Source organism: Streptomyces virginiae, assembly GCF_000720455.1.
GTDB lineage: Bacteria > Actinomycetota > Actinomycetes > Streptomycetales > Streptomycetaceae > Streptomyces > Streptomyces virginiae.
Window position 1 is genome coordinate 416,796 of record NZ_JOAK01000006.1, and the last position, 24,189, is coordinate 440,984.

The following is a 24,189-nucleotide window of genomic DNA, read 5'->3' on the forward strand; positions in this document are numbered from 1 at the left end:
GCTCAGGCCCTCTGTACGGACTGCTGTTCGCCCAGGCGGCTGTAGATCCTCTCCGGGGTGAGGGGCAGCGCGCGGAAGCGGACGCCGGTGGCGTCGTGCAGGGCGTTCGCCAGTGCCGGGGCCACGGGGTTGATGCAGCATTCCGCCATCCCCTTGGCCCGCATGGGGCCGACGGAGTCGGAGGAGTCCACCAGGAGCAGCTCGGTGCGCGGGACGTCGGCGTAGGTGGGGATGCGGTAGTTGCGCAGGTTCGGGTTGACCATGGCACCGCCGGCGTCGACCTGGTAGTTCTCGGTCAGCGCGAAGCCGATGCCCTGGGCGACACCGCCCTCGACCTGTCCGCGGACCTGCGCCGGGTTGATGAGGGCGCCCGCGTCGGCCGCGTGGACGCTCTGCAGGATCCGGATCTCGCCGGTCACCCGGTGGACGGCGATGCGGAATCCCTGCGTGTTGGAGGTGACGCTCCGGGGCGAGCCGTAGGCCTTTCTGGCGGCCGTGAACCGGATGCCGCGCGCGCGGGCGAGGGCCACGAGTTCGGCCAGGGACATGCGCTGGTCTCCACAGACGACGCTTTCGTCGTCCATCGAGCACATCACGACGTGTACGCCGGTCTGCGCGGCGGCGAATTCCAGGATCCGGTCGCGCACGGCGTTGGCCGCCCGCAGGACCGCGTTGCCGGCGACGAAGAGTCCGGCGCTGGCGAAGGCGCCGGTGTCGAAGCCCGTGCGGTCGGTGTCCGACTGCACCAGGCGGATGCGGGAGGGGGTGGTGCCGAGCTGGGTGGCGGCGATCTGGACGTGTGCCGTGGACGTTCCCTCGCCGAACTCGGACGTTCCCACGGCCACTTCGTAGATGAGGTCGTTGCCGAGGGTGACCCATGCCTCGGAGACGTGGTCGGTGGGGGGCGCGGTCTCGTGCAGCGAGGCGGCGACGCCGACCCCGACGAGCCAGTCGGGTCCCGGGGGCGGCCGGTCGTCCGTACGGGCCAGGGCGGCGTCCACGAGGTCGATGCACTTGCCGAGCCCGTTCTCGGTGAACATCACGTCGTCGGGGCCGTCGTGCATGGCGACGAGGGGGTCACCGGGCAGCACGATGTTGCGGCGGCGCAGTTCGAGGGGGTCGATGTGCAGGGCGCGTGCCAGTTCGTCCATGGCCGACTCCACGGCGAAGGCCGGCTGGGTCATGCCGTAGCCGCGCAGGGCACCGCTGGGGATGGTGTTGGTGTAGACGGAGTACGCGTCGTACTTCTTGTTGGGGCAGCGGTAGATCATGACCGCGGCGCCGCCCGCGTACAGGGTCTCGCCGCCGTGGTTGCCGTAGGCGCCCGTGTTCGACACGTTGCGGACCTGGAGGGCGGTGAGCGTTCCGTCGGACTTCGCGCCCAGCTTGACCGTCAGCGACATCGGGTGCCGCGGGGAGGCCGTGGTGAACTCCTCCTCGCGGGTGTACTCGAAGCAGACCGGCCTGCCGGTGTCCAGGGTGGCGAGGGCGGCCAGGTCCTCCGAGATGACCTCCTGCTTGCCGCCGAAGCCGCCGCCCATGCGCACGCAGAAGACGCGGAGCTGGTCGGGGCGCAGCGCGAAGAGGTAGGAGAGTTTGACCTTCGCGATCGACGGCGACTGCGAGCTGGTGCGGACGTTCAGCCGGCCGTCCTCCATCCAGGCGATGGAGCCGTGGGTCTCGAGGTGCGCGTGCTGGACGCGCGGCGAGAAGTACGTGCCCTCGTGGATCACGTCGGCCCGGGCGAACCCCGCGTCGACGTCGCCGATGTGGGAATGGAGTTCCAGCAGGACGTTGTGGACGGGGTCGCGCACGAACGGGTCGTCGGAGCCGTGCAGTTGCGGCGCTCCGTCGGCCATGGCCGCCTCGGGGTCGAAGACCGCCGGCAGCGGCTCGTACCGGACGACGACCTTCCGGCAGCCTTCCTCGGCGGCCGCGACGGTGTCGGCGAGGACGGCTGCGACGCGCTGGCCGACGAAGCGGACGGTGTCGTCGAGGATGAAGGTGTCGTCCGGGTCGACGAGGTGGTCGGTGTGGATGGCGGTGGTGTAGGGCCTGCGCGGCACGTCCTCCCAGGTGTAGACGCGGTGCACGCCGGGGACGGCGAGCGCGGCGCTCTTGTCGACGGAGACGATGCGGGCGTGCGCGTGCGGCGAGTGCAGCACCTTCAGGTGCAGCATGCCCTCCATGCGGGTGTCCATCGTGAACTCGGCGCGGCCGGTGACCACGTCGTTGGCCGCCGGTGCGCCGACGCTGGTACCGACGGCCCTGCCCGGCGCGGCGTCCTCGATCCCGACGACGCCCTTCACGGCGTCCTCGATCCCGCGGTAGCCGGTGCAGCGGCAGAGGTTGCCCTTCAGCGCGCGGGGCAGGTCGGCCTTCTGGGACTCGGTGAAGGTCGCCGAGGTCATGATCATCCCTGCGGTGCAGAAGCCGCACTGGAAGCCGGGGGCGTCGCGGAACTGCCGTTGCATGGGGTGCAGGCCGCCGGGTGATCCGAGGCCTTCGATGGTCGTCACCTCGCGGCCCTCCGCCCGGAAGGCCGGGGTGATGCAGCTGTGCACCGGATCGCCGTCCACCCATACCGTGCAGGCACCGCAGTCGCCCGCGTCGCAGCCCTTCTTGACGCCGAAGTGGCCCAGGCCGCGCAGGAAGGTGCGCAGGCACTGGCCGGGTGCCGGTACCTCGTCGAAGTTCTTGCCGTTCACGGTGTACGTCATGTCAGACCCCGGCGGTGAGTTCGCCGCGGATCTCTTCGGCGAAGTACGTGGTCAGGTGGTGACGGTGCTCGGGAGTGCCGTTGGGATCGGCGAACCAGAGGTGGGCGGGGATCGCGTCGATGCTCTGCTGGAGGGTGCGGGCGTCCGGCATGGTGTCGAAGGCGAGGCGCACGGGCCGCGTGGTGCCCGCGGTGACCGTGAGGAGCAGGTCGTCCGTCCCCGGTGTGCGCGTGCCGATCAGGAACACCGTGGAGCGACCGAGGTGGGTCAGGGTGAACCGGCGGTGCGCGGCGTGCTTCTTCAGGGCGCGCCCAGGAATGCGGACGCGGCGCAGGATCTCCCCGGGCGCGAGGACGTTCTGGTGGTCGCCCGTGACGAAGTCGAGCGCGTCGACGCGGCGCACGGAGCCGTCGGGGGGCCACAGCTCGTACTCGGCTTCGAGCGCGACGGTCAGGGTGATCATCGGACCGGCGGGCAGGGACATGCAGATGTTGCCGCCGACGGTGGCGGAGTTCCACACCTTGAAGGAGGACAGGAACGCCTCACAGCTCGCCGCGAGGAGTCCGCCGGCCCTCCAGTCGTCCGGTGGCGCGAAGGCGTACAGGTCGCGGACGGTGCACGTGGCACCGATCTCCAGGCCGGTGCCGTCCGGGACCAGGGGGTCCCAGCGCAGCGCCGTCAGGTCGACCAGGCGGCGCAGGCTGGGCTGTTCCGTGGAGAACAGCCATGTCCCGCCGGCGAGCCAGGCATCGCCCTCGCGCCAGTCCGCGCCCGGCCGGCCGCCCGGCTGCCGGACGACCTCGGTGATGGTGTTGAGATCCATGGGAACCGGTCTCCCTCACGATGACGATCGTGCGGACGGACCGCCTGCCGAAATCGGCCGGCCAACGCTCGGCGCCACCGGCGTCCGGGGCGACGGCGGGACTCCCGGCCGCTGCGTCGAACCGCTCGGGGAAGGGCTCGGGGAAGAGTCGCGGGCCCGGGAATTCATCTCAGGGATCAAGAATATCTCCGGATCCCGCCGATGCCGAGGCGAGCGGACCGTGCCGTGCGATGCTGGTACGTATGACCCTGGAAGACCTGGTGAGGCTGCGCCGTGCCCGGGACGTGATCGACCGCGACTATGCGCAGCCCCTGGACGTTCCGGCGCTCGCGAAGGTCGCCCTGATGTCCCCCGGGCACTTCTCGCGCAGCTTCCGCGCCGCCTTCGGGGAGACCCCGTACAGCTATCTGATGACGCGGCGCGTCGAGCGCGCGAAGGCTCTGCTGCGGCGGGGCGACATGAGCGTGACCGATGTCTGCTTCGCCGTCGGGAGCACGTCGCTGGGGTCCTTCAGCTCGCGCTTCACGGAGCTGGTCGGCGAGAGCCCCAGCGCCTACCGTGCCCGCCGGCACGAGGCGGGCGAGGCCATCCCGGCGTGCGTCGCGAAGTTCATGACGCGCCCGGTCAGGGGTGGTGAGCCGATCCGCCGTGAACCGGTCAGGAATGGAGAAGCGGAATCGGCGGGCGCCTCGTAGCGTCGGAGCCATGAACATCAACCTCTCGCAGTGCTTCATCGCAGTCGACGACCACGACAAGGCGATCGCCTTCTACCGCGACGTCCTCGGCCTGGAGGTACGCAACGACGTCGGGTTCGAAGGGATGCGCTGGGTGACCGTCGGCTCACCCTCGCAGGACGTCGAGATCGTCCTCGAACCGCCGCTCGCCGACCCCGGCGCCCCCGCAGCGGACCGGCAGGCGATGGCGGAACTGCTGGCCAAGGGCATGCTGCGCGGCGTCATCTTCACCACCGACGACGTCGACGCCACCTTCGAGCGCATCCGGGCCGCCGGCGGGGAGGTCATGCAGGAGCCGATCGACCAGCCGTACGGTGTCCGCGACTGCGCCTTCCGCGACCCGGCAGGCAACATGCTCCGTTTCAACCAGCCCCGCAAGCAGTAGGAACCCCGCCCGTGACGGCCGCGGTCACGGCCGCGCCACCCGGCGCGCCCGTGACCGCGGCCGAGGCCCGCACCATGGATGGAGACACGTCAAGCATGGCCACGAGGAAGAACACGCAGCCCCCCGCCCGGCACGCTGCCGACAGCCACGACCTGATCCGCGTGCACGGCGCCCGCGTGAACAACCTCAAGGACGTGAGCATCGAGATCCCCAAGCGCCGGCTTACGGTGTTCACCGGCGTCTCCGGTTCGGGCAAGAGTTCCCTGGTCTTCGACACGATCGCCGCCGAGTCGCAGCGGCTGATCAACGAGACGTACAGCGCCTTCGTGCAGGGCTTCATGCCGACGCTGGCGCGGCCCGAGGTCGACGTGCTCGACGGGTTGACCACCGCGATCATCGTCGACCAGCAGCGGATGGGCGGCGACCCCCGCTCCACGGTGGGCACCGCCACCGACGCCAACGCGATGCTGCGCATCCTGTTCAGCCGGCTCGGCAAGCCCTACATCGGCTCGCCCAAGGCGTTCTCCTTCAACGTCGCCTCCATCAGCGGAGCGGGCGCGGTCACCGTGGAGCGCGGCGGCCAGACCGTGAAGGAACGCCGCTCCTTCAGCATCACCGGCGGCATGTGCCCGCGCTGCGAGGGCCGGGGCTCGGTCACCGATCTCGACCTCACCCAGCTCTACGACGACTCCAAGTCCCTGAACGACGGCGCCCTCACCGTCCCCGGCTACAAGCCCGGCGGCTGGAGCTACCGGCTCTACAGCGAGTCGGGCCTCTACGACGCCGACAAGCCGATCCGCAAGTACACCAAGAGGGAGCTGTACGACTTCCTCCACCGCGAGCCGGTCAGGATGAAGATCGCGGGCATCAACATGACCTACGAGGGCCTGATCCCCCGCATCCAGAAGTCGATGCTCGCCAAGGACCGCGAGTCGATGCAGCCGCACATCCGGGAGTTCGTGGACCGGGCGGTCACCTTCACCACCTGTCCCGACTGCGACGGCACCCGGCTCACCGAGGCGGCCCGGTCCTCGAAGATCAGGAAGGTCAGCATCGCGGACGCGTGCGCGATGCAGATCAGCGACCTGGCCGCCTGGGTCGACTCCCTCGACGAGCCCTCCGTGGCACCGCTGCTCGCCACGCTCCACCACACCCTCGAATCGTTCGTCGAGATCGGACTCGGCTACCTCTCCCTGGACCGTCCCGCGGGCACGCTCTCCGGCGGCGAGGCGCAGCGCGTGAAGATGATCCGCCACCTCGGGTCCTCGCTCACCGACACCACGTACGTCTTCGACGAGCCCACCACCGGGCTGCACCCGCACGACATCCAGCGCATGAACGGCCTGCTGATGCGGCTGCGGGACAAGGGCAACACGGTGCTCGTCGTGGAGCACAAGCCGGAGACGATCGCGATCGCCGACCACGTCGTCGACCTCGGTCCCGGCGCCGGGACGGCCGGCGGCACCGTCTGCTTCGAGGGCACCGTCGACGGGCTGCGCAAGGGCGGCACCATCACCGGCCGGCATTTCGACGACCGGGCGGCGCTGAAGGCGACGGTGCGCAAGCCGACCGGCGTGCTCCCGATCCGCGGCGCCGCGAAGCACAACCTGCGTGACGTCGACGTGGACATCCCGCTGGGCGTTCTCACCGTCATCACCGGAGTCGCAGGCTCCGGCAAGAGCTCGCTGATCCACGGTTCGATCCCGGCGGGCGAGGGCGTCGTGTCGATCGACCAGGGCGCGATCCGCGGGTCCCGGCGCAGCAACCCGGCGACGTACGCCGGTCTGCTCGACCCGATCCGCAAGGCCTTCGCGAAGGTCCACGGGGTGAAGCCGGCGCTGTTCAGTGCCAACTCCGAGGGCGCCTGCCCCACTTGCAACGGCGCGGGGGTGGTCTACACCGACCTGGCGATGATGGCCGGTGTCGCGACCACCTGCGAGGACTGTGAGGGGAAGCGCTTCCAGGCGTCCGTGCTGGACTACCACCTGGGGGGCCGTGACATCAGCGAGGTGCTCGCGATGCCGGTGACCGAGGCGCTGGAGTTCTTCGGGTCCGGTGAGGCGGCCACGCCCGCCGCGCACCGCATCCTCGACCGGCTCGCCGATGTCGGGCTGGGCTACGTCAGCCTCGGCCAGCCGCTGACGACGCTGTCCGGCGGCGAGCGGCAGCGGCTGAAGCTGGCCACGCACATGTCCGACAAGGGCGGTGTGTACGTCCTCGACGAGCCGACCACGGGTCTCCACCTCGCCGATGTCGAACAGCTGCTCGGCCTGCTCGACCGGCTCGTCGACTCGGGCAAGTCGGTCATCGTCATCGAGCACCACCAGGCGGTCATGGCGCACGCCGACTGGATCGTCGACCTCGGGCCCGGCGCCGGCCACGACGGCGGCCGGATCGTCTTCGAGGGCACGCCCGCCGATCTCGTCGCCGACCGTTCGACCCTCACCGGGGAGCACCTCGCCGCGTACGTCGGCGCCTGACCGGCGGGCGGTCTCCGCGGCCCCGGCGTCCGCGGGGCCCGCGTCCGATCAGGTCGCCTACGGTGGATCCGCGCGCGGAACCGGGCGGTGCGCGGAAGGCTTGCCGGGTGACGGTGACGCATCGCGGATCTGCCCGCCCGTTCCTCGCCCGCCGGCCGCTCGCGGCGGCGGCGTGCGTCCTGGCGCTGGCCGCCGCGGTGTCGTCGCCGCCGGGCTGCGCAGCGCGGCCGGGACCGGCGCCGGTCGGCGAGACCGTGCGCACGGACGCCGGACCGGTGCGCGGTGTCCGGTCGGGCCCGCACCTCCTCTTCCGGGGCATCCCCTACGCGGGCGCCCCCGAGGGGCGGCACCGGTGGGCGCCGCCCCGTCCCGTGGCGCCGTGGAAGGGCGTGCTGGACGCGACCGCGCCGGGACCGCTGTGCCCGCAGGTGCCCTCGCCGTACGCACGCGTCTCCAGTACCGAGGAGGACTGCCTGGTCCTGAACGTGACCACGCCGCCCGCGGCGGACCGGCGGCGGGCCGCGCCCGTACTGGTCTGGATCCACGGGGACGGCTCCGTGGGCGGCGGCTCCTTCTTCGACGGGCGCCGGCTGGCGGCGCGCGGCCTGGTGGTCGTCACCGTCAACTACCGGCTCGGCGTCTTCGGCGGTCTGGCCCTGCCGGGGCTGGAGGGCTCCGGCACCTTCGGCCTGCAGGACCAGCGGGCGGCCCTGGCCTGGGTACGGAGGAACGCGCGGGCCTTCGGCGGCGATCCGGGCAACGTCACCGTCGCGGGTGTGTCCTTCGGGGCGTCGGCCATCACCGGGCACCTGACCTCGCCCGCCTCCGCGGGCCTGTTCCACCGGGCGGTCATGGCGAGCGGCGAGGGCGCGATGGACATGCCGGCGGGCGCGATGGGGCCGGGCGTTCCGGGATACCCGTGGTACGTCTGGCGGACCGGGCGGGAGATGGAGGACATCACCACGGCGATGACCTCATCCCTGGGCTGCGGTGAGAACCGCCCGGAGCGCGCCCTCGCCTGCCTGCGCTCCCTGCCCGTCCGCAGGATCCTGGAGGTGCCGTACGTCATGAACGCCTTCCAGGCGTTCGCGTACGGCAACACCACCCTCCCCGAACTGCCGCCCGCGGCCCTGCGGGCCGGACGCTTCCACCGGGTGCCCGTCCTGTCGGGCGCCACCCGCGACGAGCACCGCACGTTCGTCGGGATGGCGTACGACGCGGCCGGCCGGCCCTTCACCGGGGCGGACTACGACAGCGCGCTGCGCACGGCGTTCGGCGCTGCGTCCGCGGCGCGGGTGCGGGCCGCGTACCCGCCGGGCGCCTTCGCGTCCCCCGCGCTGGCGTGGGCCGCGGTGGTCACCGACCGGATGTGGGCGCGCGGCACGCAGGCCCAGCACGACGCGCTCGCCCCGCATGTGCCCGTGTACGCCTATGAGTTCGCCGACCGCGCCGCGCCGATGTTCCTCCCGCTGCCGGGCGGCTTCGCCTTCGGGGCCTTCCACGCCGGTGACGTCCCGTACCTGTTCGAGGACGAGGCCGCCGAGCCGCGCTTCACCCCGGCGCAGCGCCGGCTGTCGGCCACGATGACCGGCTACTGGGCGGCGTTCGCCCGTACGGGTGCGCCGCGGGGGGCCGGCCTGCCGGGCTGGCGGCCGCACCGCGTGGACCGGCCGTACACGCAGTCCCTGGCGCCGCAGCGGATCGGTCCCGTCGACTACCGGCGGGAGCACCGCCTCGACTTCTGGGAGGGCCTTTCCTGATGCCGTCCCGGCGCCCCCGCCGGCGGCCCCGCGCGGGATCCCGCCAACTCTCCCCATTCTCTGACGAGTTGTCACCGCTCTGACTATCTTCTACGGGGCACATCAGTTCGCCCCAGGAGGTCAGATTGCAGTCCAGGCGCTCCCTCGCGCTTTCTCGTCTCTTACGCCGCTCCCACCTGCTCATAGCCTTCGCCCTGGGCTCCCTGCTGATCGGCCTGACGCCGTGGCTCGCGGTCACGAGCACCGCGGCCGGCCGCTCACCGGGACCGCGGGCCGCGCCCGTGCCCACCGACCAGCAGGCGGCGGTGCAGTCACCGCACCACGGCGTCGCGCCGGCGAACGCCATGGAACCCGCGGCCCCCGTTCTCGACCGGGCCGGATGGACGGCGACGGCGAGCGACGAGGAGACCACCGGCGAGAACGGCCGGGCCGCCAACGTCCTCGACGGTGACAACAACACCATCTGGCACAGCAAGTGGACCGCGACGGCCGCCCCGCTGCCGCACAGCATCACCATCGACATGCACCGCACCGCGGTCGTCTCCGCGCTCGTCTACCGCCCCCGCGCGAACGGGCCCAACGGGCGCGTCGGCGAGTACGCGATCCACGTCAGCGCGGACGGCCAGAACTGGGGCAGTCCCCTCGCCACCGGAACCCTCGCGGACGACGCCACCGCCAAGACCCTCGGCTTCGCCCCGACGGGCGCCCGGTTCGTGCGGCTGACGGCGCTGACCGAGGCCGGCAACCGCGGACCCTGGACCTCCGCCGCCGAGATCGACCTGCTGGGTGACCCCGGGACCCCCGCCGCTACCGTGGACCTGCCCCGGTCGGGGTGGACGGCGACGGCGAGCGACGAGGAGACCACCGGCGAGAACGGCCGCGCCGCCAACGTCCTCGACGGCAACGCCAACACCATCTGGCACAGCAAGTGGTCCGGCGCCCCCGCTCCGCTGCCGCACAGCATCACCATCGACATGCACCGCACCGCGGTCGTCTCCGCCCTCGTCTACCATCCCCGCGGCGACGGGCCCAACGGGCGCGCGGGCGCGTACACGGTCGCGACCAGCACCGACGGCATCGCCTTCGGCGCCGCGGTGGCCTCCGGCACCTGGCGGGACGACGACACCGCCAAGACCGCCACCTTCACCCGTGCCGAGCACGCCCGGTACGTACGCCTCACCGTGACCAGCGAGGCCGGCGGCCGCGGGCCGTGGACCTCGGCGGGCGAGATCCGCCTGAGCGGGCCGGCCAGCCCCGCCGTGCACGGCTCCTGGGGCCGGATCATCGGCTTCCCGCTGGTGCCCGTGGCCACCGCCGCGCTGCCCGGCGACAAACTGCTCGCGTGGTCGGCGTACGCGGTCGACCGCTTCGGCGGCAGCAACGGCTACACCCAGACGGCGATCCTGGACCTGAAGACGGGCAAGGTCACCCAGCGCCGCATCGACAACACCGGCCACGACATGTTCTGCCCCGGCATAGCCATGCTGGCCGACGGCCGGGTGCTGGTCACCGGGGGCAGCAACGCGCAGAAGGCCAGCATCTACGACCCGGCCACCGACTCCTGGTCGGCGACCACCAGCATGAACATCGCCCGCGGCTACCAGGCCATGACGCTGCTCTCCACCGGTGAGGCCTTCGTCCTCGGCGGCTCCTGGAGCGGGAACGCGAGCACCGACAAGGCCGGCGAGGTCTGGTCGCCGGACACGCGTACGTGGCGCAAGCTGCCCGGCGTCCCCGCGGCGCAAGCACTGACCGCCGATCCGGCCGGCCCCTACCGCGCCGACAACCACATGTGGCTGCACGCCACTTCGGGCGGCAAGGTCCTGCAGCTGGGCCCGAGCAAGCAGATGAACTGGATCTCGACCAGCGGCCAGGGCGCCATCACGCCCGCCGGCACCCGGGCCGACAGCCAGGACGCCATGACCGGCAACGCCGTCCCGTACGACATCGGCAAGCTGGTCACGCTGGGCGGCTCGCCGGCGTACCAGGACTCCCCCGCCACGCGGCGCGCCTACACCGTGGGCATCGCGGGGAGCCAGGTCCAGGCGGCCCGTACCGGGGACATGGAGTACGCCCGCGCGTTCAGCAACAGCGTCGTCCTGCCGGACGGCAAGGTGGCCGTATTCGGCGGCCAGGCCCATCCGGTGCCGTTCAGCGACGCCACTTCGGTCCTGACGCCCGAGCTCTGGGACCCGGCGACGGGCAGGTTCACCCCGCTCGCCACCATGGCCGTCCCGCGCAATTACCACAGTGTGGCCAACCTCCTGCCGGACGGACGGATCTTCTCCGGTGGCGGCGGCCTGTGCGGCGACTGCGCGACGAACCATCCCGACGGGGCGGTCTTCACGCCGCCCTACCTGCTCAACGCGGACGGGACGCCCAGGCCGAGGCCGGTCATCACCGGGGGCGTGCCCCCGAGGGCGGCTCCCGGCACGTCGCTGACGGTGAGCACCGAGTCGTCCGTGGTGTCGTTCGTCCTGATGCGGGCCGCGGCCGCGACCCACTCCACCGACAACGACCAGCGGCGGGTCCCGCTCGTCGCCACTCCCGCGGGAGCGGGCGCCTACACGGTGTCGATCCCCTCCGACACCGGTGTGGTGCTGCCGGGGACGTACATGCTCTTCGCACTCGACTCCCAAGGAGTGCCGAGCATCGGGCAGTTCGTCACCGTCTCCTGACCGGGAGGCCCCGGCCGGGCCCGCGGCCCGGAGCGGCCTCCGCCGGTCCCCGCGCACACCCCCACCCGCCGTGGCCGGATCACGGCGGGTGGCACGGGTGTTCGGGCGACTCGGCTCCCCGTGCGGGCGTCCGCGGGTACCGTTCGCGCATGAACGTTTCCGCAATGCAATCGAGTGACGACGACGTGGCCCGGTCGGCGGTGGTCAAGGACTCCGCCCGCCGGCAACTGGTGGAACTGGGCGCGGCAGGGCTGTCCTTGAACCTCGTGGCCCGCGGCAGCGGTCTCGCCGTCACCGATGTGGAAGCCGTCTTCCCGCACCGGGACGACCTGCTGACGGCGCTGGTCATCGACGCCTACGACGCGTCCGCTGCCGCGATGGAGCAGGCCGACCGGGCCGCGGCGGACGCCGGTGCGCCGGCGGGCGCCCGGCTCCTCGCGGCGGCCCGCGCCCTGCGGCAGTGGTCTTTCGCCAACCCCGCCGAGTTCACGCTGATCTACGGCTCGCCCGTGCCGGGCTACCACGCCCCGCAGGACACCGTTCCGCCCGCCTCGCGCACTCCCGCGGTGCTCGCCGGCATTCTGCGCTCGGCACTGGAGGGCGGCGAACTGACGCCGCCCCGACGGACGTTGCCCGGCCCGTCGCTGCTGCGGCCGGAGGCCCTGGACCTCTTCGGCGGCACTCCCCCGGCTCCGTTCTCGGACATCGTCGAACGCGGCATCGCCTTGTGGAGCAGCCTGATCGGGCTGCTGGTGTTCCAGGTCTTCAGCCGGACGCACGACAGCGTCCGGGACGAGGCCGCCTACTTCGACTACGCCGTCGCCGTGACGGCGGAGACCGTCGGGCTCGTGGTCCCCCTGGCCGAGGGCGACCACTGACGTGAACGCGATCCGGACCCTCTGCTTCGCGATTGCCGCGCTCTCCTCCTACGCCGCGCTCTTCTACCGCCTCTCCCAGGCCCGCCGCAGCTGGCGGGACGGCGCCTACCGCGCGCTGATCGCCACCCTGCTGCTCCAGTGCCTCACCTTCACCATGGGGGCCGTCGCCATGGGCGGCGGGAGCTTCCTGGGTGTCGGCAACCTGGCCATCCTCATCATGCACCTGGCCGCCGTCGCCTTCTGCGTCGCGGCGCAGATCATCCTGCTGCGCTGGGCGGCGACGGACGAGGCGGCGGCTCGCGGGACCAGGTACTGGCTGATCACCGGCATCGTCCTGGACGTGCTGCTGACGGCCCTGTTCTTCCTCGCGGACGGCCCCGGCCGGCCGACCTCGGACTTCGACGGGACCAGCAGGCCGCTGCTCCTGACCTACCTGCTGGTCTTCATCGTGTCGCAGGCGGTGCCGTGCGTGACGATCTACCGCCAGTGCGGCCCGTACGCCCGGATGACGGACAACGCCTCGCTGCGGCAGGCCCTGCGCATGCTGTCGGTCGCCGCCGTGGTGCTGTTCCTCTACTGCTCGGCCCGCACGGTCAACATCCTGAGCGCGGCGGCCGGGGTGGACATCGGCGCGTGGAAGCTCGCCTCGAACGTCTTCAGCGCCTCGGGGATCGTGATCCTCTCCCTCAGCCTGATCAACTCCCTCTGGGGACCGCCCGTTTCACGACTGACGGAGTGGGCCCGCAGCTACCGGTCCTACCGGGCGCTGCATCCGCTCTGGCGGGACCTGTACGAGGCCTCGCCGGACATCGCGCTGGAGCCGCCGGGGGCATCGGTCTCCGACCTGAACTACCGGCTGCACCGCCGTGTGGTCGAAATCCGGGACGGATGGCGGGACTTGAGGCCCTACATCGACCGCGAGACGAACGCGGCCGGCGCGCTGGTCAAGGACCCGGCCGGGAGGGCGAGCGGGGAGGCGGGCGCGGAGCTGCGCCAGGCCTTCGCCGAAGCGGCGCAGATCAAGCAGGCCCTGAAGGCGAAGCGGACCGGGATCGTCCCCGACCACAGCAAGGACGCGGGTGACTTCGACGACCGCGACACCGACAACTTCGTAGCGGAAGTCGCCTGGCTCACCCAGGTTGCCGCCGCCTACAGTAAGCTCAGCAAGGCGAGTTGAGAGCTCCCGCCCGGTTTGCATCCCCCGTCAAACCGGGCGGGCTTCTCCCGTTCCCCCGTGTTCCATCGGGCCGGACGGGTGGCTTCCGCCCGGACTGGCCCGGCCCATCCCCCGAGGGCCGGGCCAGTCCGATTTCCGCAGCAACCCGACCCCGTTTCCCCCGTGAGTCGCGTTAGCTGACAGCTATCGGCGAGACCCAACGTTGGCGGAGTCCCGGCCAATTGTCAACTGACCGCTATTCTGGGAAAGTGACGTATAGCCAAGGGCTATACCGAGGAGGTGACGGGAGGAAGGTTCACCATGACGGAGACCGAGACCGGGGGCGATGACCGGCCCCTGCTCGCAGTGCGTCTCGACGACCTGTTCAAGACGGTTCGTCCCAAGGGCAAGCACTGGACCAACGCCGAGGTGGCGGATGAACTGAAACGGGCCAACCCCGAACTCAAGGTCGGGGGTGTGTACCTGTCGCAGCTGCGGACCGGAAAACGCTCCAATCCCTCCCCCGACCTCCTCGCCGCCCTCGCCCGCTTCTTCGGCGTCTCGGTCGCCTACTTCTTCGACGACAAGGTCGCCCAGTCGGTTCTGAGCGAGATCGCCGCCATCGAGGCACTTCGGCAGTCCGGGGTCCGCGCCGTGGCGATGCGGGCGGCCGGGATGAAGAAGGAGAACCTCCAGGCCATCACGGCCATCATGGACCAGTACCGGCAGTTGCAGGGCCTCCCGCCCGTCGACGACCCCTCCGGCCCCGAATGAGGGGCGCCAGGAAGGAGCGGTCGGCGGATCACGACCGCCGCAGTCAGCTCAAGAAGCTCCGGAAGGCCGGCGCGGAGCGGATCGCCGAACTCGACCTGCCGGAAGCGACCGACGTGGCCGAACTGTGCCGCCACCTCGGCGAGGCGCGGGGACGCCCGATCATCCTGGTTCCGATGCAGATGCCCTCGTCGCATCCGTGCGGCATGTGGGTCGCCGCCCGCGACGAGGACCTGATCTTCTACGACGCCAACACCACCAGCGCGCATCAGGAGCACATCATCTTGCACGAGCTGGGTCACATCATCTGCTGCCATCGCGGGGCCGGCGGGCTGGACGAGACGGCCGCCCGTCTGCTCTTCCCCAACCTCGACCCCGAACTCGTACGCGACATGCTCCTGCGCGCGGCCTACGACGACGTGCAGGAGCAGGAGGCGGAGATCATCGCCTACCTGCTCTCCCAGCGGATGGGCGGCTCGGAGGGACGGGACGGCGCCTCCCCCTCGGGAGAGGCCGGAACCACCGGCGACCCCGGGACCAGCGCCATGCTCAGCCGGATCGAACGAACGCTGTTCTGACGATGGCACACCTAACCGGCGGACGCCGCCACCTCCTCGGCCACGGCGGCCACCGCCCGGCGGATGTCGTCCTCGCGGTGTTCGCACGTGAGGAAGAACCGCAGCCTCGACAGGCCTTCCTCGACGGCGGGATGGAAGATCGGATCGGCGATCACCCCGCGGGCGAACAGCCGGTCGGCTACGTGCAGGGTGCGCGCCGAGTCACCGAGGACGACCGGAACGATCGGGGTGTCCCGACTGGAGCCGGTCGCCAGACCGGCCGCCGCGGCCAGACGGAGGAACAGTGCGGCGTTGCGTCTGAGCGCGCGGACGCGGTGGGGTTCCGCGGCGATCAGCTCCGTGGCGGCCAGGGCCGCGGCCGCGTTGGCCGGGGTGAGTCCCACGCTGTAGACGAAGCCCGGGAGGGTGTGCCGCAGCCAGCGGACCATACGGGCCGAGCCGCCGAGGTAGCCCCCGCAACTGGCGAAGGACTTGGAGAGGGTGCCCATCCACACGTCCACGTCGGACCGGTCGACGCCGAAGAACTCGCCCACCCCTCGGCCGTGTTCGCCCACGGTGCCGATGCTGTGCGCCTCGTCGACCATCAGCAGGGCGCCGTACCGCTTCTTCAGCTCGATCACGGCGGGCAGGTCGGCCAGGTCGCCGTCCATGCTGTACGCGCCCTCGACGACGATCAACACCCGGCGGAAGCGTGCCCGGTTGAGGCGCAGCAGGTGTTCCAGACCGTCGGCGTCGTTGTGGGCGAACGGACGTCGCGCCGCCCCGGACAGGGCGCAGCCCTGGAGGATGCTGTCGTGGGCCAGTGCGTCGTGCAGCACCAGGTCCCCCGCGCCGACGAGGTGCCCGATCGCGGTGACGTTGGTGGCGTGGCCGCTGACCAGCGTGAGGCAGTCGTCCACGCCGAGGAAGTCGGCCAGGGCGCGTTCGAGCCGCACCGTGAGTTCCCGCTCGCCCGAGAGGACGCGGCTCGCGGAGACCGAGGTCCCGTACCGCTCCACGGCCCGGTGGACGGCTTCGTTGACCGCCGGATGGCCGCAGATTCCCAGGTAGTTGTAGCTGCCGAAGGAGAGGTACGAGCGGTCGCCGATGACGGTGGTGTCGCGGATGGTGCCCTCGTGGACGCGGAAGTACGGGAAGGCGGCGCCGTCGGCGGTGACCGTGTGCAGGCGTTGCTCGAAAAGGGCGACCTCCGGGAATTCGTCGACGCTCGCGGCATCGGCGCGCCATTCGGCGGCCCGTGCACCGTGGGACGGCGGCCGGGCGGGGGCGGCGGGCCGTGCGCGGTGCGGATCGAGCAGCGCTATCAGCCCGCCCACGGTGAGTTCGGGCGCGAACAGGTCCTCGGAGCGGAAACCGGGCGCGCGTTTGCCGATGTTGACGGCCAGCTCCTGGAGCATGAGGGAGTCGAACCCGAGGCCGGCCACGAGCGTCATGTCCTCGCTGAGGTCCGCGAGGGGGAACACCCCGGTGCGCGACACCTCAGCCAGCACGAGGGACGCGGCGTCCTCGGCGGGTGCGGCGAATTCGGCGGGGGCGGGGTGTGCGGTCGGCTCGGCGTCCGCGCGCACCGCCGCGGGGCGTGCGGGAGGCTCCGCGCCCTGGCGTGCCGCATCGTCCACGACCCAGTGGCGGCGCGGGGCGAGCGGGCTCGGCGGCAGGGTGCACGGCGGTGTGCGTCCCGCCGCGCAGGCTTCGGCGGCCGTCGGCTCGGCCTCCCCGGCCTGCCCGGCCTCCAGCGCCGAGGCCGCAGCGGTCAGCCGGGCGGCGGCGTCGGCGGTGTCCCGCGCCACCAGGGCGAGGCGCTCCGTCAGGGGCGCGCGACGGGCCAGGGTGTCCGCCACCCGGGCCAGCGGCGGCCCGTCCTCGGCGATGGTCCGCGCCACGTCCCTGGCGTACCGGGCCAGTCCGGGCCGGTCCCGGGCGGTGAGGACCAGCTCGTACGGCCCCTCGGCCGGTGCCCGCGCCGCGGGCGGCTCGGGGCACTCCTCCACGACCAGGTGGACGCCGGTACCGCCGAATCCGAAGGCACTCACGCCCGCACGGCGGGGCAGGCCGTTCCCGGACCACGGGACCGGTGTCGTCGCCACGGTCAGCCTCGCCGCGTCGAGGGCGGCGGTGCCGGCGAGGCCGAACTCCGGCTGCGGCGGGATCACCCCCCGCTGCACGGCCAGGACCGTCTTGATGAGCCCGGCCAGTCCCGCGGAGTTGAGCGAGTGCCCGACGACCGCCTTGACCGCGCCGAGGTGGGCGGGAGCGGCGTCCGCACCGCGCAGTTCGGCCAGGACCGCGAGCTCGACGGGGTCGCCGACGGTGGTCCCGGTGCCGTGCGCCTCCAGGTAGCCGACCGCGCCCGGGGACAGGTCCGCGTCGCGGTAGGCCCGGCGCAGGGCCCTGAGCTGGCCGCCCGCCCGGGGGTGCAGTCCGCCCTGCACGGTCCCGTCGTTGGCCGTGCCCACGCCGCGGATCACCGCGTAGACGCGGTCGCCGGCCGCCCGGGCGTCGGCCAGGGGCCGCAGCACCAGGACGCCGGCGCCCTCCCCCAGTACAAAGCCGTCGGCCTCGGCGCCGAAGGGCAGGCACCGGCCGCTGCGCGAGATGGCACCTATCCGGCACAGCCCCACCAGCAGGTCAGGGGCGAGGATCAGCTGGGCCCCACCGGCGATCGCGATGCGGGAGCGGCCCGCGCGCAGCGCGTGGACCGCGTTGGCGACGGCCATGAGCCCTCCGGAGCAGGCGGAGTCCAGGGCGTAGCTCTCGCCGTGCAGGTCGAAAACCGAACTGATCGTGTTGGGCCCCATGTTGAGGAGCAGGCCGGCGACGGACGTGCCGTGCAGGCCGGGCACCGCGCGTACGGTCTCCTGCCACCCGGGGTCCGCCGCAGGGGCGCCGAACTCGCCGCCGGCCAGCTGGCGCATCCGTATCCGCATGGTGCTGAGTTCGCGGTAACCGCTCTCGGTGAGGGCCGTGATCACCGAGGTCTCCTCGCGGTCGAAGCCGTCGGCCTCCCACCCCGCGTCCTGGATCGCCTCACGGGCGAGGTCGATGAGCAGCCGGTGCTGGGGGTCCATCGCGGCGGCCCGGCGCGGCGGTATCCCGTAGTGCGCGGCGTCGAAGTGGCCCACGTCCTCGAGCAGCGCCATGGTGTCGGTATAGGTGGACGACGTGTCGCGGAAGTCGTCGGAGAGGAAGGCGGCGCTGCGCCAGCGCGAGTCCGGGACGGTGGTGAACTGCGCCCGCGGGGCCGTCAGGAGCCGCCAGTACTCGTTCGGGTTCCGGGCTCCCGGGAACCGGCAGGCCATGCCCACGACCGCTATCGCCCCGCGCACGTCCACCGGGGACCGCGCCCCTGTCACGGAGGTCATCGCGTGGTGGTCGGGTGTGCGCGCCACCAGTCGAGCGTGGCCTTGACCTGTTCGTCGACACCGGTGGCGCGCACCGCGAACGCGGCCTCGTAGGCGCTGGAATCGACGACGAAGGGACGGTCGAACTGGTAGCGGATCTCCCGCAGTTCACGCATCAGCGGGGAGAACAGCCCCGCGAGGCCGAATACCGCCGGCGGGATCCTGCGCACCACCGCCGGCCCGGTCCCCGCACCGGCGGCGAGCAGGTCGGCCATCTCCCGCACCGAGTGCGGGCGTTGAGTGGGGACGTGCCAGGGGCGTCCCCATGCCCGCTCCTCGCCCGCGACCTCGGCCATCGCCGCGGCCACGTCGGGGAGGTAGGTCCAGCTGTGCGGGGCGTCCGGGTCACCGAGCGTGGAGACCGGCCTGCCGCGCAGCAGCGCCGGCACGACCCGTCCGGCGAGGTGCCCGCCGTCGGTGACGCCGGGGCCGAAGAAGTCGCTGGCCCGCACCTCGACCACCCTGATGCGGCCCCGCTCGTGCAGGGTCCGCGCCCGCTCCCACGCGGCGGCGCGTACGCGGCCCTTGGGGCCGGTCGCCGCGAGCGGCAGCCCTTCGGTCAAGGGTCCGTCCACCGGCCCGTAGCCGTAGAGGTTGCCCAGCATGACCAGTACGGCCCCGGTGGCCTCGGCCGCAGCAGAGGCCGAGGCGACGAGCGGCGGCCAGTCGCGCACCCAGCGGTGGTAGGGCGGCGCGGCACAGTGGTGGATCGCCGCCGCGCCACGTGCGGCGGCCGTCAGCCGCTCCCGGTCGGTCGCGTCGAACGCGAGGTGCTCGATCCCCGGTTCCGGGTCTCTGCCCGACCTGGTGACGACGCGTACGGAATGTCCCTGCTCGGCCAGCAAACGGGCGGTGGCGGCGCCCGCGGGCCCGAAACCCATGACGACATGAAGACTCACGGGCGCACAGTAGCGCGAGACCTGATCGATCTCTTACGAGTTTGGCCAGTACAAGACAACCTCTGACGTGTGGCGGCCGGGCCCGTACGCACGGGCCCGGCCGCCGCCGCCCGGCGTCAGACGCGGTCGGCCGCGATCAGGACGTACTGGAAGGAGCCGTCCTTGTAGGAGTTGATGAACGCCTCCTCGATGCCCGTGACCAGGGACGACGTCGCACGCAGCTCCCAGTAGGGCAGGGTCTCGGGGGTCAGGTCGATGACGGCCTGCGGCACGAGACGGTTGTCGGCCATGGCGCGCATGTATTCGCGGCGGGAGTGGATGTTGCACTCGAAGTGCGCGTTGATCTGGGAGACCCACTTCGAAGGCTGGCCGTAACGCGGGTTCCAGCAACCGGTGATGGTCACGTAGCGGCCGCCGACCGCGAGGACGCGGGAGTGCTCGGCGAACAGGTCGTGCAGATCGACGTACATGCTCGACTCGTTGTTCCACGAGGCGGCGGCCTGCCCTGTCTCGAACGGCGTGTTGAGCATGTTGCAGACGCGGGCCCGGACGGAGTCGTCGATGCCCAGCTCGCGGGCGCGCTGGTTCGCGAAGTCGGCCTGCTTGGCCGACAGGGTGACGCCCTCGACCTTGCAACCGAACCGCTGGTGGGCCATGACCATCGAACCGCCGCGGCCGCAGCCGGCGTCCACGAGCGTGTCGTCGCGCCCGATGGTGCCGAGGTGGCTCAGCAGGACGTCCGCCTGCGCGGACTCCAGGCGGTGGAGTTCGGCGATCAGCTTCTTCTCGTATGCGCTATCCTCGGTGTCCCCGAGGGCGGCGTGGTCGATGTCACCGATGCCGTAGTGGTGGTGGTACAGGCCGTCGACATCGCCGAGGCGCAGGTTCACCGGCCGTGCCTCGTGGTCCCAGTAGCGGGCGATGTCGCCCTGGTAGGGCGTCGCCGGGGCGGGAATGAAGGCCGTAGTGGGGGCTGCAACGGTGAGATCGGTGCTGGTCACGAATAAATCCATCCTTACCAGAAGTCGGGCAGGCTGTAGCGGTAGGTGTTGGTCTGGTGCCAGTAGTGGTTGCCGTCGACCCAGACGGCCACGCCCCGGAGGAAGCGCACCACGCGTGGATCGGGGCAGGACACGGCCAGTTCCGCGGCCGCGGCCTCGAAGGCGTGCATGAGGTCGTTGTGGACCTCGACGGCCTTCAGGTAGGCCTCCTTGTCGGAGAGGCCCTCCCGTTCGGCGATGACCACCGGCAGGTTCAGGTGCATGCCGGGGCTTTCGAGTTCCTTGGTGTAGGAGTACAGGTCGTTGGAGATGGTGGTGGCGTTGCCCGCCAGCGCGATCACCCGTTGCATGGCGGGCATCGCGTGCAGCTCGGCCGGGAGTTCGTAGCCGCCCACGGTGTCGGTGATGGTGGGGCAGGGGCGGAAGTTGTTGAACTGGCGCATCGCCAGGTACTCGGACACCTCCGGGACGTACTTCGTCTCGGCCCATGCGGCCTCGGCGAGGTACCCCATGTGCAGCCGGGCCATGTCGTGCCGGAACCGGTCGGCCTGCGACGGGGTCGCCGCCCGCGTGAAGTACTCCATGGCCGAGCGGTAGGAACGCCGGGGCGCGTCCGAGAGGAGCGTTTCCGCCCACGCCGGCTCGTACTCCGCCGTCGTGTGGACGGGGTCGAGTGCGGTGTGCGCCAGCAGAAGCCTTCCGCCCAGTCCGACCGGCGAACCGCCGTGGTCCTCGCAGTAGCAGTCGTCGACCACGTTCTCGGCGACCATCAGCCTGGTGGCGATCATCAGGTGGTCGACGGTCGGAGCGTCCGGGTGGCAGGCGACCATGTAGCGCCCGACGGAGAAGCCGTCGAACTGGTCCTCCCACTCCGGCGGGTACGCCTCCACCTCGTCCACCGCCCAGCGCTTGATCCGGCGGCTGACCTCGGCCACGCGGGCGGGGTCGGGCTCCGGGACCGGGTGGTGGTAGAGGCCGGGGATCGGCCGGCCCTCCGCCGCGGGCGGGGGTGCGGGCGCCTCGGGTACCGGGGCGGCGGGCTGCGCGCGGTGGGGGGTGAAGAAGAACAGCCCCTCCGTGCCCACGCCACTGGGGCCGCGCATGATCCGCTCCAGGGCGGGGTTCGGTGTGACCGTCGCGGCGGCGGCCCCCCGTGCCGGCTCCGCGACCAGGTCACCGCCCGGTCCTCCGCCCGGTACGGGCGATGCTTCGGGGGTGAGGTGGGAGGGCCGGGCGGCCGCCGGCCCGAAGGGCAGCGCGGGCCCGGTCGGCAGCGCGCGACTGCCTACGGTGACGGCGTCGGCCCCGCGGCCGTGGCCGTGGGCCCCGCAGCGGGCCGCGGCGGCAGGCAGGCTCGACTGCGCAGGGGAAGGCCCGGGAACGGGCATCCGTGGCTCCTAGGTGAGGGGGTGGGCTGTCCCGGATCCCGGGCACGTTCGGCCGGGATCCGGGAGGGTCCGGGCTGACGGCGGCCTGGCCGTCAGTCGCGCCGACGGCCGATCTGGACGTTCTCCATCACGCCGAGCGCGTCGGGCACCAGGATGGCGGCGGAGTAGTAGGTGGTGACCAGGTACGAGATGATCGCCTGCTCGCTGATGCCCATGAAGCGCACGGACAGGCCCGGCTCGTACTCCTCGGGCAGCCCGGTCTGGTGCAGGCCGATGACGCCCTGGTTGTCCTCGCCCGTGCGCATGGCGAGGATGGAGCTGGTGTTCTCCTTGCTGATGGGGATCTTGCTGCAGGGGAGGATCGGGACCCCGCGCCAGGCCGGGACCTGCTGGCCGCCGAGGTCGACGTGGTCCGGGTAGAGCCCGCGGGCGTTGAACTCGCGCCCGATCGCCGCGATGGTCTTGGGGTGGGCGAAGAAGAACTTGGTGCCGCGGCGCCGGCAGAGCAGTTCGTCCATGTCGTCCGGGGTGGGCGGGCCGGAGTGGGTCTGGATGCGCTGCTTGAAGTCGGCGTTGTGGAGCAGGCCGAACTCCCGGTTGTTGACGAGTTCGTACTCCTGGCGCTCGCGCAGCGCCTCGATGGTGAGCCTGAGCTGTTCCTCGGTCTGGTTGTGCGGCCCGTTGTAGAGGTCGGCGACGCGCGTGTGGACGCGCAGTACGGTCTGGGCGATGGAGAGTTCGTACTCGCGCGGCTTGAGTTCGTAGTCGACGAAGGTGCCGGGGAGCTCCGCCTCGCCGGTGTGGCCGGCGGACATCGCGATCTCGGCTTCGCCGTGCTTGTTCTGCCGCTGGTGCGGGAGCGAGCCGAACCGCTCGACGTGGGCGCGGAGGTTCGGTGCCGCGTCGAGGACGGCGGCGAAGTCGGCGCGGGAGAGGGTGAGCAGGATGCCGGAGGTCTCGGCGGTGACCGTGTAGTCGGCGGTCGCGTCGGCGTCCAGCAGCGCGTTCTCGCCGAACCGGTCGCCGTCGGCCAGTACGGCGACGGCGACTTCGTCGCCGTACTTGCCGACGGAGGTCTGGTTGACGCGGCCGTGCGCGATGAGGTGGATGCGCTCGGCGGGGGCACCCCGCTCGACCAGCACCTCACCGGCGCGGAAGTCGCGCTGGACGCAGCGGTCGGCGAGCGTGGTCAGTACCTGCTCGTCCTCGAATCCGCGCAGCATGGCGAGTTCGCCGAGTTCGCGCGGGATCACCCGGACGGTGGCCCCGTCCTGGACGAACTCGATGCGGCCGTCGCCGACGGTGTAGGTCAGGCGGCGGTTGACGCGGTAGGTGCCGCCCTTGGTCTCCACCCAGGGGAGCGTCCTCAGGAGCCACCGGGAGGTGATCTCCTGCATCTGGGGGGCGGACTTGGTCGTGGTGGCAAGGTTGCGGGCGGCCGCCGTGCCCAGACTCATCTGCTGGGTCGGCTCCAGCTGGGCCTCTGGGCTGGTGTCCACGGTCATCGCGCAGGCCTTTCCTTCGTGTCCTTCGTGCGGGCGGTGATCAGCGCATGCCTGTGCACGTCACCAGTGAAAGAAGAAAAATAGGGTGAATACCCGGGCAATCCCTCTAGATCCGGAAGCACAGTAACCGTCCGTGAACCGGGTCACCCATCGGAAGGGGTGGGGATTACCTCGAACCAGTGATCTTGAGCCGCGGCGTGTTTGGTCATGCTCTCGGCGGTTTCGGACACGCTCTCCGCGCGCTTTCCGCCAGGGCCGGGTCGGACGGTCAATTGCCGTGCAGGTACGGCCGGTTCCGGGACCCCAGCGGCGGCGGCCTCGGCGGCGGCGTACGCTACCGCCGTGACGGACGACGAGGATCTGATACTCGCGGAGGCGCTGGGCGCGGTGGGAGCCCTCGGCGGTGGCTCCGGCGGCCGGTTCGGCGCGAAGTTCGCGGCCCGACGGCTGAAGAAGAACGTGCACGAGGTCGAGCTGACCCTGGGGGGTGTCTCGCCCTCCGAGGCCGCCGCCCGCACGGCCGACCTCCTCCTGCGCCTGGGGACCCCGGTGCGCACGGCCGGTGCCGAGCCCCCGAGCGGCGTGCGAGTCGTCCGGGCCCTCGTCGGCGGCGGGTTCGGGAACATGAACCCGGTCCTGGTCACCGTGACGCTGACGGGCACCGGACCGGAGGCCACCGCCGTCCGCGTCCGCGGCGCCGCCAAGGAGGGCCTGATCAGGCAACGGGCGGGCGAGAAGACCGCCCACCAGGTGGCCGACCTGCTGGCACACCGCCTCCCCCCTCCCCCGACGCACTGACGGGCGGGGCGGGAACCGCAGAGGCGGGAACCGCAGGGGCGGGAACCGCAGGGGCGGGAACAGGGATGGTTTGGGGGTTTCCCGTCAGTCCCATCGTCTCTCCGTGTCGGGCCGGTCCCTCAAGGGCGCTCCTTCGTCGCGTCGCTTCGCGATGTCGCTGCGCTCCACCCTTGACCGCCCGTCCCGCCACGGACATACGAGGACAGCCGGGAAGCCCCCAAAGGAACGGGCCGG

General features: G+C 71.8%; 17 protein-coding genes. 10 read left to right on the top strand and 7 right to left on the bottom strand.

Annotated features, from left to right (window positions below):
* Nucleotides 1–2 precede the first annotated feature (2 nt).
* Both IG86_RS0114035 and IG86_RS0114040 read right to left on the bottom strand, forming a co-directional pair.
* A complete protein-coding gene (locus tag IG86_RS0114035) occupies nucleotides 3–2,720 on the bottom strand; it encodes a molybdopterin-dependent oxidoreductase (RefSeq protein WP_030820373.1) in 2,718 nt (905 codons plus the stop codon).
* 1 nt (nucleotide 2,721) lies between these two features.
* A complete protein-coding gene (locus tag IG86_RS0114040; RefSeq protein WP_030820375.1) occupies nucleotides 2,722–3,543 on the bottom strand; it encodes an FAD binding domain-containing protein in 822 nt (273 codons plus the stop codon).
* A gap of 242 nt (nucleotides 3,544–3,785) precedes the next feature.
* Here IG86_RS0114040 and IG86_RS0114045 point away from each other — a divergent pair, with 242 nt between their 5' ends.
* From IG86_RS0114045 to IG86_RS0114085, 9 genes are all read left to right on the top strand, one after another.
* Nucleotides 3,786–4,238, top strand: coding sequence for a helix-turn-helix domain-containing protein (locus IG86_RS0114045; protein WP_030897030.1), 453 nt, complete (start codon nucleotides 3,786–3,788; stop codon nucleotides 4,236–4,238).
* Nucleotides 4,239–4,248: 10 nt separating this feature from the next.
* The gene (locus IG86_RS0114050) at nucleotides 4,249–4,662 is read left to right on the top strand and encodes a VOC family protein (protein WP_030662072.1); all 414 of its coding nucleotides are present in this window, start codon (nucleotides 4,249–4,251) and stop codon (nucleotides 4,660–4,662) included.
* Between the two features lie 95 nt (nucleotides 4,663–4,757).
* Entirely contained in the window at nucleotides 4,758–7,142 is a 2,385-nt protein-coding gene (locus IG86_RS0114055; protein ID WP_030897032.1) for an ATP-binding cassette domain-containing protein, read from the top strand.
* 107 nt (nucleotides 7,143–7,249) lie between these two features.
* Nucleotides 7,250–8,902: a carboxylesterase/lipase family protein gene (locus tag IG86_RS0114060; RefSeq protein ID WP_030897034.1), complete on the top strand. Its 1,653-nt coding sequence runs from the start codon at nucleotides 7,250–7,252 to the stop codon at nucleotides 8,900–8,902.
* Between the two features lie 125 nt (nucleotides 8,903–9,027).
* Nucleotides 9,028–11,580 carry a galactose oxidase family protein gene (locus IG86_RS0114065; RefSeq protein ID WP_234350647.1) on the top strand — a complete coding sequence of 851 codons (2,553 nt, stop codon included), beginning with the start codon at nucleotides 9,028–9,030 and terminating at the stop codon, nucleotides 11,578–11,580.
* Nucleotides 11,581–11,729: 149 nt separating this feature from the next.
* On the top strand, nucleotides 11,730–12,458 hold the full coding sequence (locus IG86_RS0114070) for a TetR-like C-terminal domain-containing protein (RefSeq protein ID WP_030897038.1): 729 nt from the start codon (nucleotides 11,730–11,732) through the stop codon (nucleotides 12,456–12,458).
* A gap of 1 nt (nucleotide 12,459) precedes the next feature.
* The gene (locus IG86_RS0114075) at nucleotides 12,460–13,635 is read left to right on the top strand and encodes an MAB_1171c family putative transporter (protein ID WP_030897040.1); all 1,176 of its coding nucleotides are present in this window, start codon (nucleotides 12,460–12,462) and stop codon (nucleotides 13,633–13,635) included.
* A gap of 300 nt (nucleotides 13,636–13,935) precedes the next feature.
* A complete protein-coding gene (locus IG86_RS0114080; RefSeq protein WP_030662092.1) occupies nucleotides 13,936–14,388 on the top strand; it encodes a helix-turn-helix domain-containing protein in 453 nt (150 codons plus the stop codon).
* Nucleotides 14,385–14,963, top strand: a complete 579-nt coding sequence (locus IG86_RS0114085; protein WP_030820389.1) for a toxin — start codon at nucleotides 14,385–14,387, stop codon at nucleotides 14,961–14,963. Before IG86_RS0114080 ends, IG86_RS0114085 begins: the two co-directional genes overlap by 4 nt.
* Before the next feature lie 11 nt (nucleotides 14,964–14,974).
* Here the strand turns inward: IG86_RS0114085 and IG86_RS0114090 are convergent, their stop codons facing one another.
* The 5 genes from IG86_RS0114090 to IG86_RS0114110 form a co-directional block, all read right to left on the bottom strand.
* Nucleotides 14,975–18,262 (bottom strand): aminotransferase class I/II-fold pyridoxal phosphate-dependent enzyme, encoded by a 3,288-nt coding sequence (locus IG86_RS0114090; RefSeq protein WP_037942443.1) that lies wholly within the window; start codon nucleotides 18,260–18,262, stop codon nucleotides 14,975–14,977.
* A 59-nt stretch (nucleotides 18,263–18,321) separates the two neighbouring features.
* Complete coding sequence (locus IG86_RS0114095) at nucleotides 18,322–19,263, bottom strand: NAD-dependent epimerase/dehydratase family protein (RefSeq protein WP_030897044.1); 942 nt, start codon at nucleotides 19,261–19,263, stop codon at nucleotides 18,322–18,324.
* Nucleotides 19,264–19,379: 116 nt separating this feature from the next.
* Nucleotides 19,380–20,264: a geranyl diphosphate 2-C-methyltransferase gene (locus IG86_RS0114100; protein ID WP_030820395.1), complete on the bottom strand. Its 885-nt coding sequence runs from the start codon at nucleotides 20,262–20,264 to the stop codon at nucleotides 19,380–19,382.
* A 14-nt stretch (nucleotides 20,265–20,278) separates the two neighbouring features.
* The gene (locus tag IG86_RS0114105; protein WP_030820397.1) at nucleotides 20,279–21,652 is read right to left on the bottom strand and encodes a family 2 encapsulin nanocompartment cargo protein terpene cyclase; all 1,374 of its coding nucleotides are present in this window, start codon (nucleotides 21,650–21,652) and stop codon (nucleotides 20,279–20,281) included.
* Between the two features lie 92 nt (nucleotides 21,653–21,744).
* Complete coding sequence (locus IG86_RS0114110) at nucleotides 21,745–23,157, bottom strand: family 2B encapsulin nanocompartment shell protein (RefSeq protein ID WP_030820399.1); 1,413 nt, start codon at nucleotides 23,155–23,157, stop codon at nucleotides 21,745–21,747.
* 342 nt (nucleotides 23,158–23,499) lie between these two features.
* On the opposite strand from IG86_RS0114110, the gene IG86_RS0114115 reads away from it, so the two are divergent.
* Nucleotides 23,500–23,955 (top strand): hypothetical protein, encoded by a 456-nt coding sequence (locus IG86_RS0114115; protein WP_030897046.1) that lies wholly within the window; start codon nucleotides 23,500–23,502, stop codon nucleotides 23,953–23,955.
* Nucleotides 23,956–24,189: the final 234 nt, after the last annotated feature.

Bases quoted from the DNA above. Each gene is read 5' to 3' on its own strand.
- IG86_RS0114110 (WP_030820399.1), bottom strand. From the start codon at position 23,157: ATGACCGTGGACACCAGCCCAGAGGCCCAGCTGGAGCCGACCCAGCAG.
- IG86_RS0114055 (WP_030897032.1), top strand. From the start codon at position 4,758: ATGGCCACGAGGAAGAACACGCAGCCCCCCGCCCGGCACGCTGCCGAC.
- IG86_RS0114085 (WP_030820389.1), top strand. From the start codon at position 14,385: ATGAGGGGCGCCAGGAAGGAGCGGTCGGCGGATCACGACCGCCGCAGT.
- IG86_RS0114045 (WP_030897030.1), top strand. From the start codon at position 3,786: ATGACCCTGGAAGACCTGGTGAGGCTGCGCCGTGCCCGGGACGTGATC.
- IG86_RS0114050 (WP_030662072.1), top strand. From the start codon at position 4,249: ATGAACATCAACCTCTCGCAGTGCTTCATCGCAGTCGACGACCACGAC.
- IG86_RS0114070 (WP_030897038.1), top strand. From the start codon at position 11,730: ATGAACGTTTCCGCAATGCAATCGAGTGACGACGACGTGGCCCGGTCG.
- IG86_RS0114080 (WP_030662092.1), top strand. From the start codon at position 13,936: ATGACGGAGACCGAGACCGGGGGCGATGACCGGCCCCTGCTCGCAGTG.
- IG86_RS0114035 (WP_030820373.1), bottom strand. From the start codon at position 2,720: ATGACGTACACCGTGAACGGCAAGAACTTCGACGAGGTACCGGCACCC.
- IG86_RS0114040 (WP_030820375.1), bottom strand. From the start codon at position 3,543: ATGGATCTCAACACCATCACCGAGGTCGTCCGGCAGCCGGGCGGCCGG.
- IG86_RS0114105 (WP_030820397.1), bottom strand. From the start codon at position 21,652: ATGCCCGTTCCCGGGCCTTCCCCTGCGCAGTCGAGCCTGCCTGCCGCC.
- IG86_RS0114090 (WP_037942443.1), bottom strand. From the start codon at position 18,262: ATGGCCTGCCGGTTCCCGGGAGCCCGGAACCCGAACGAGTACTGGCGG.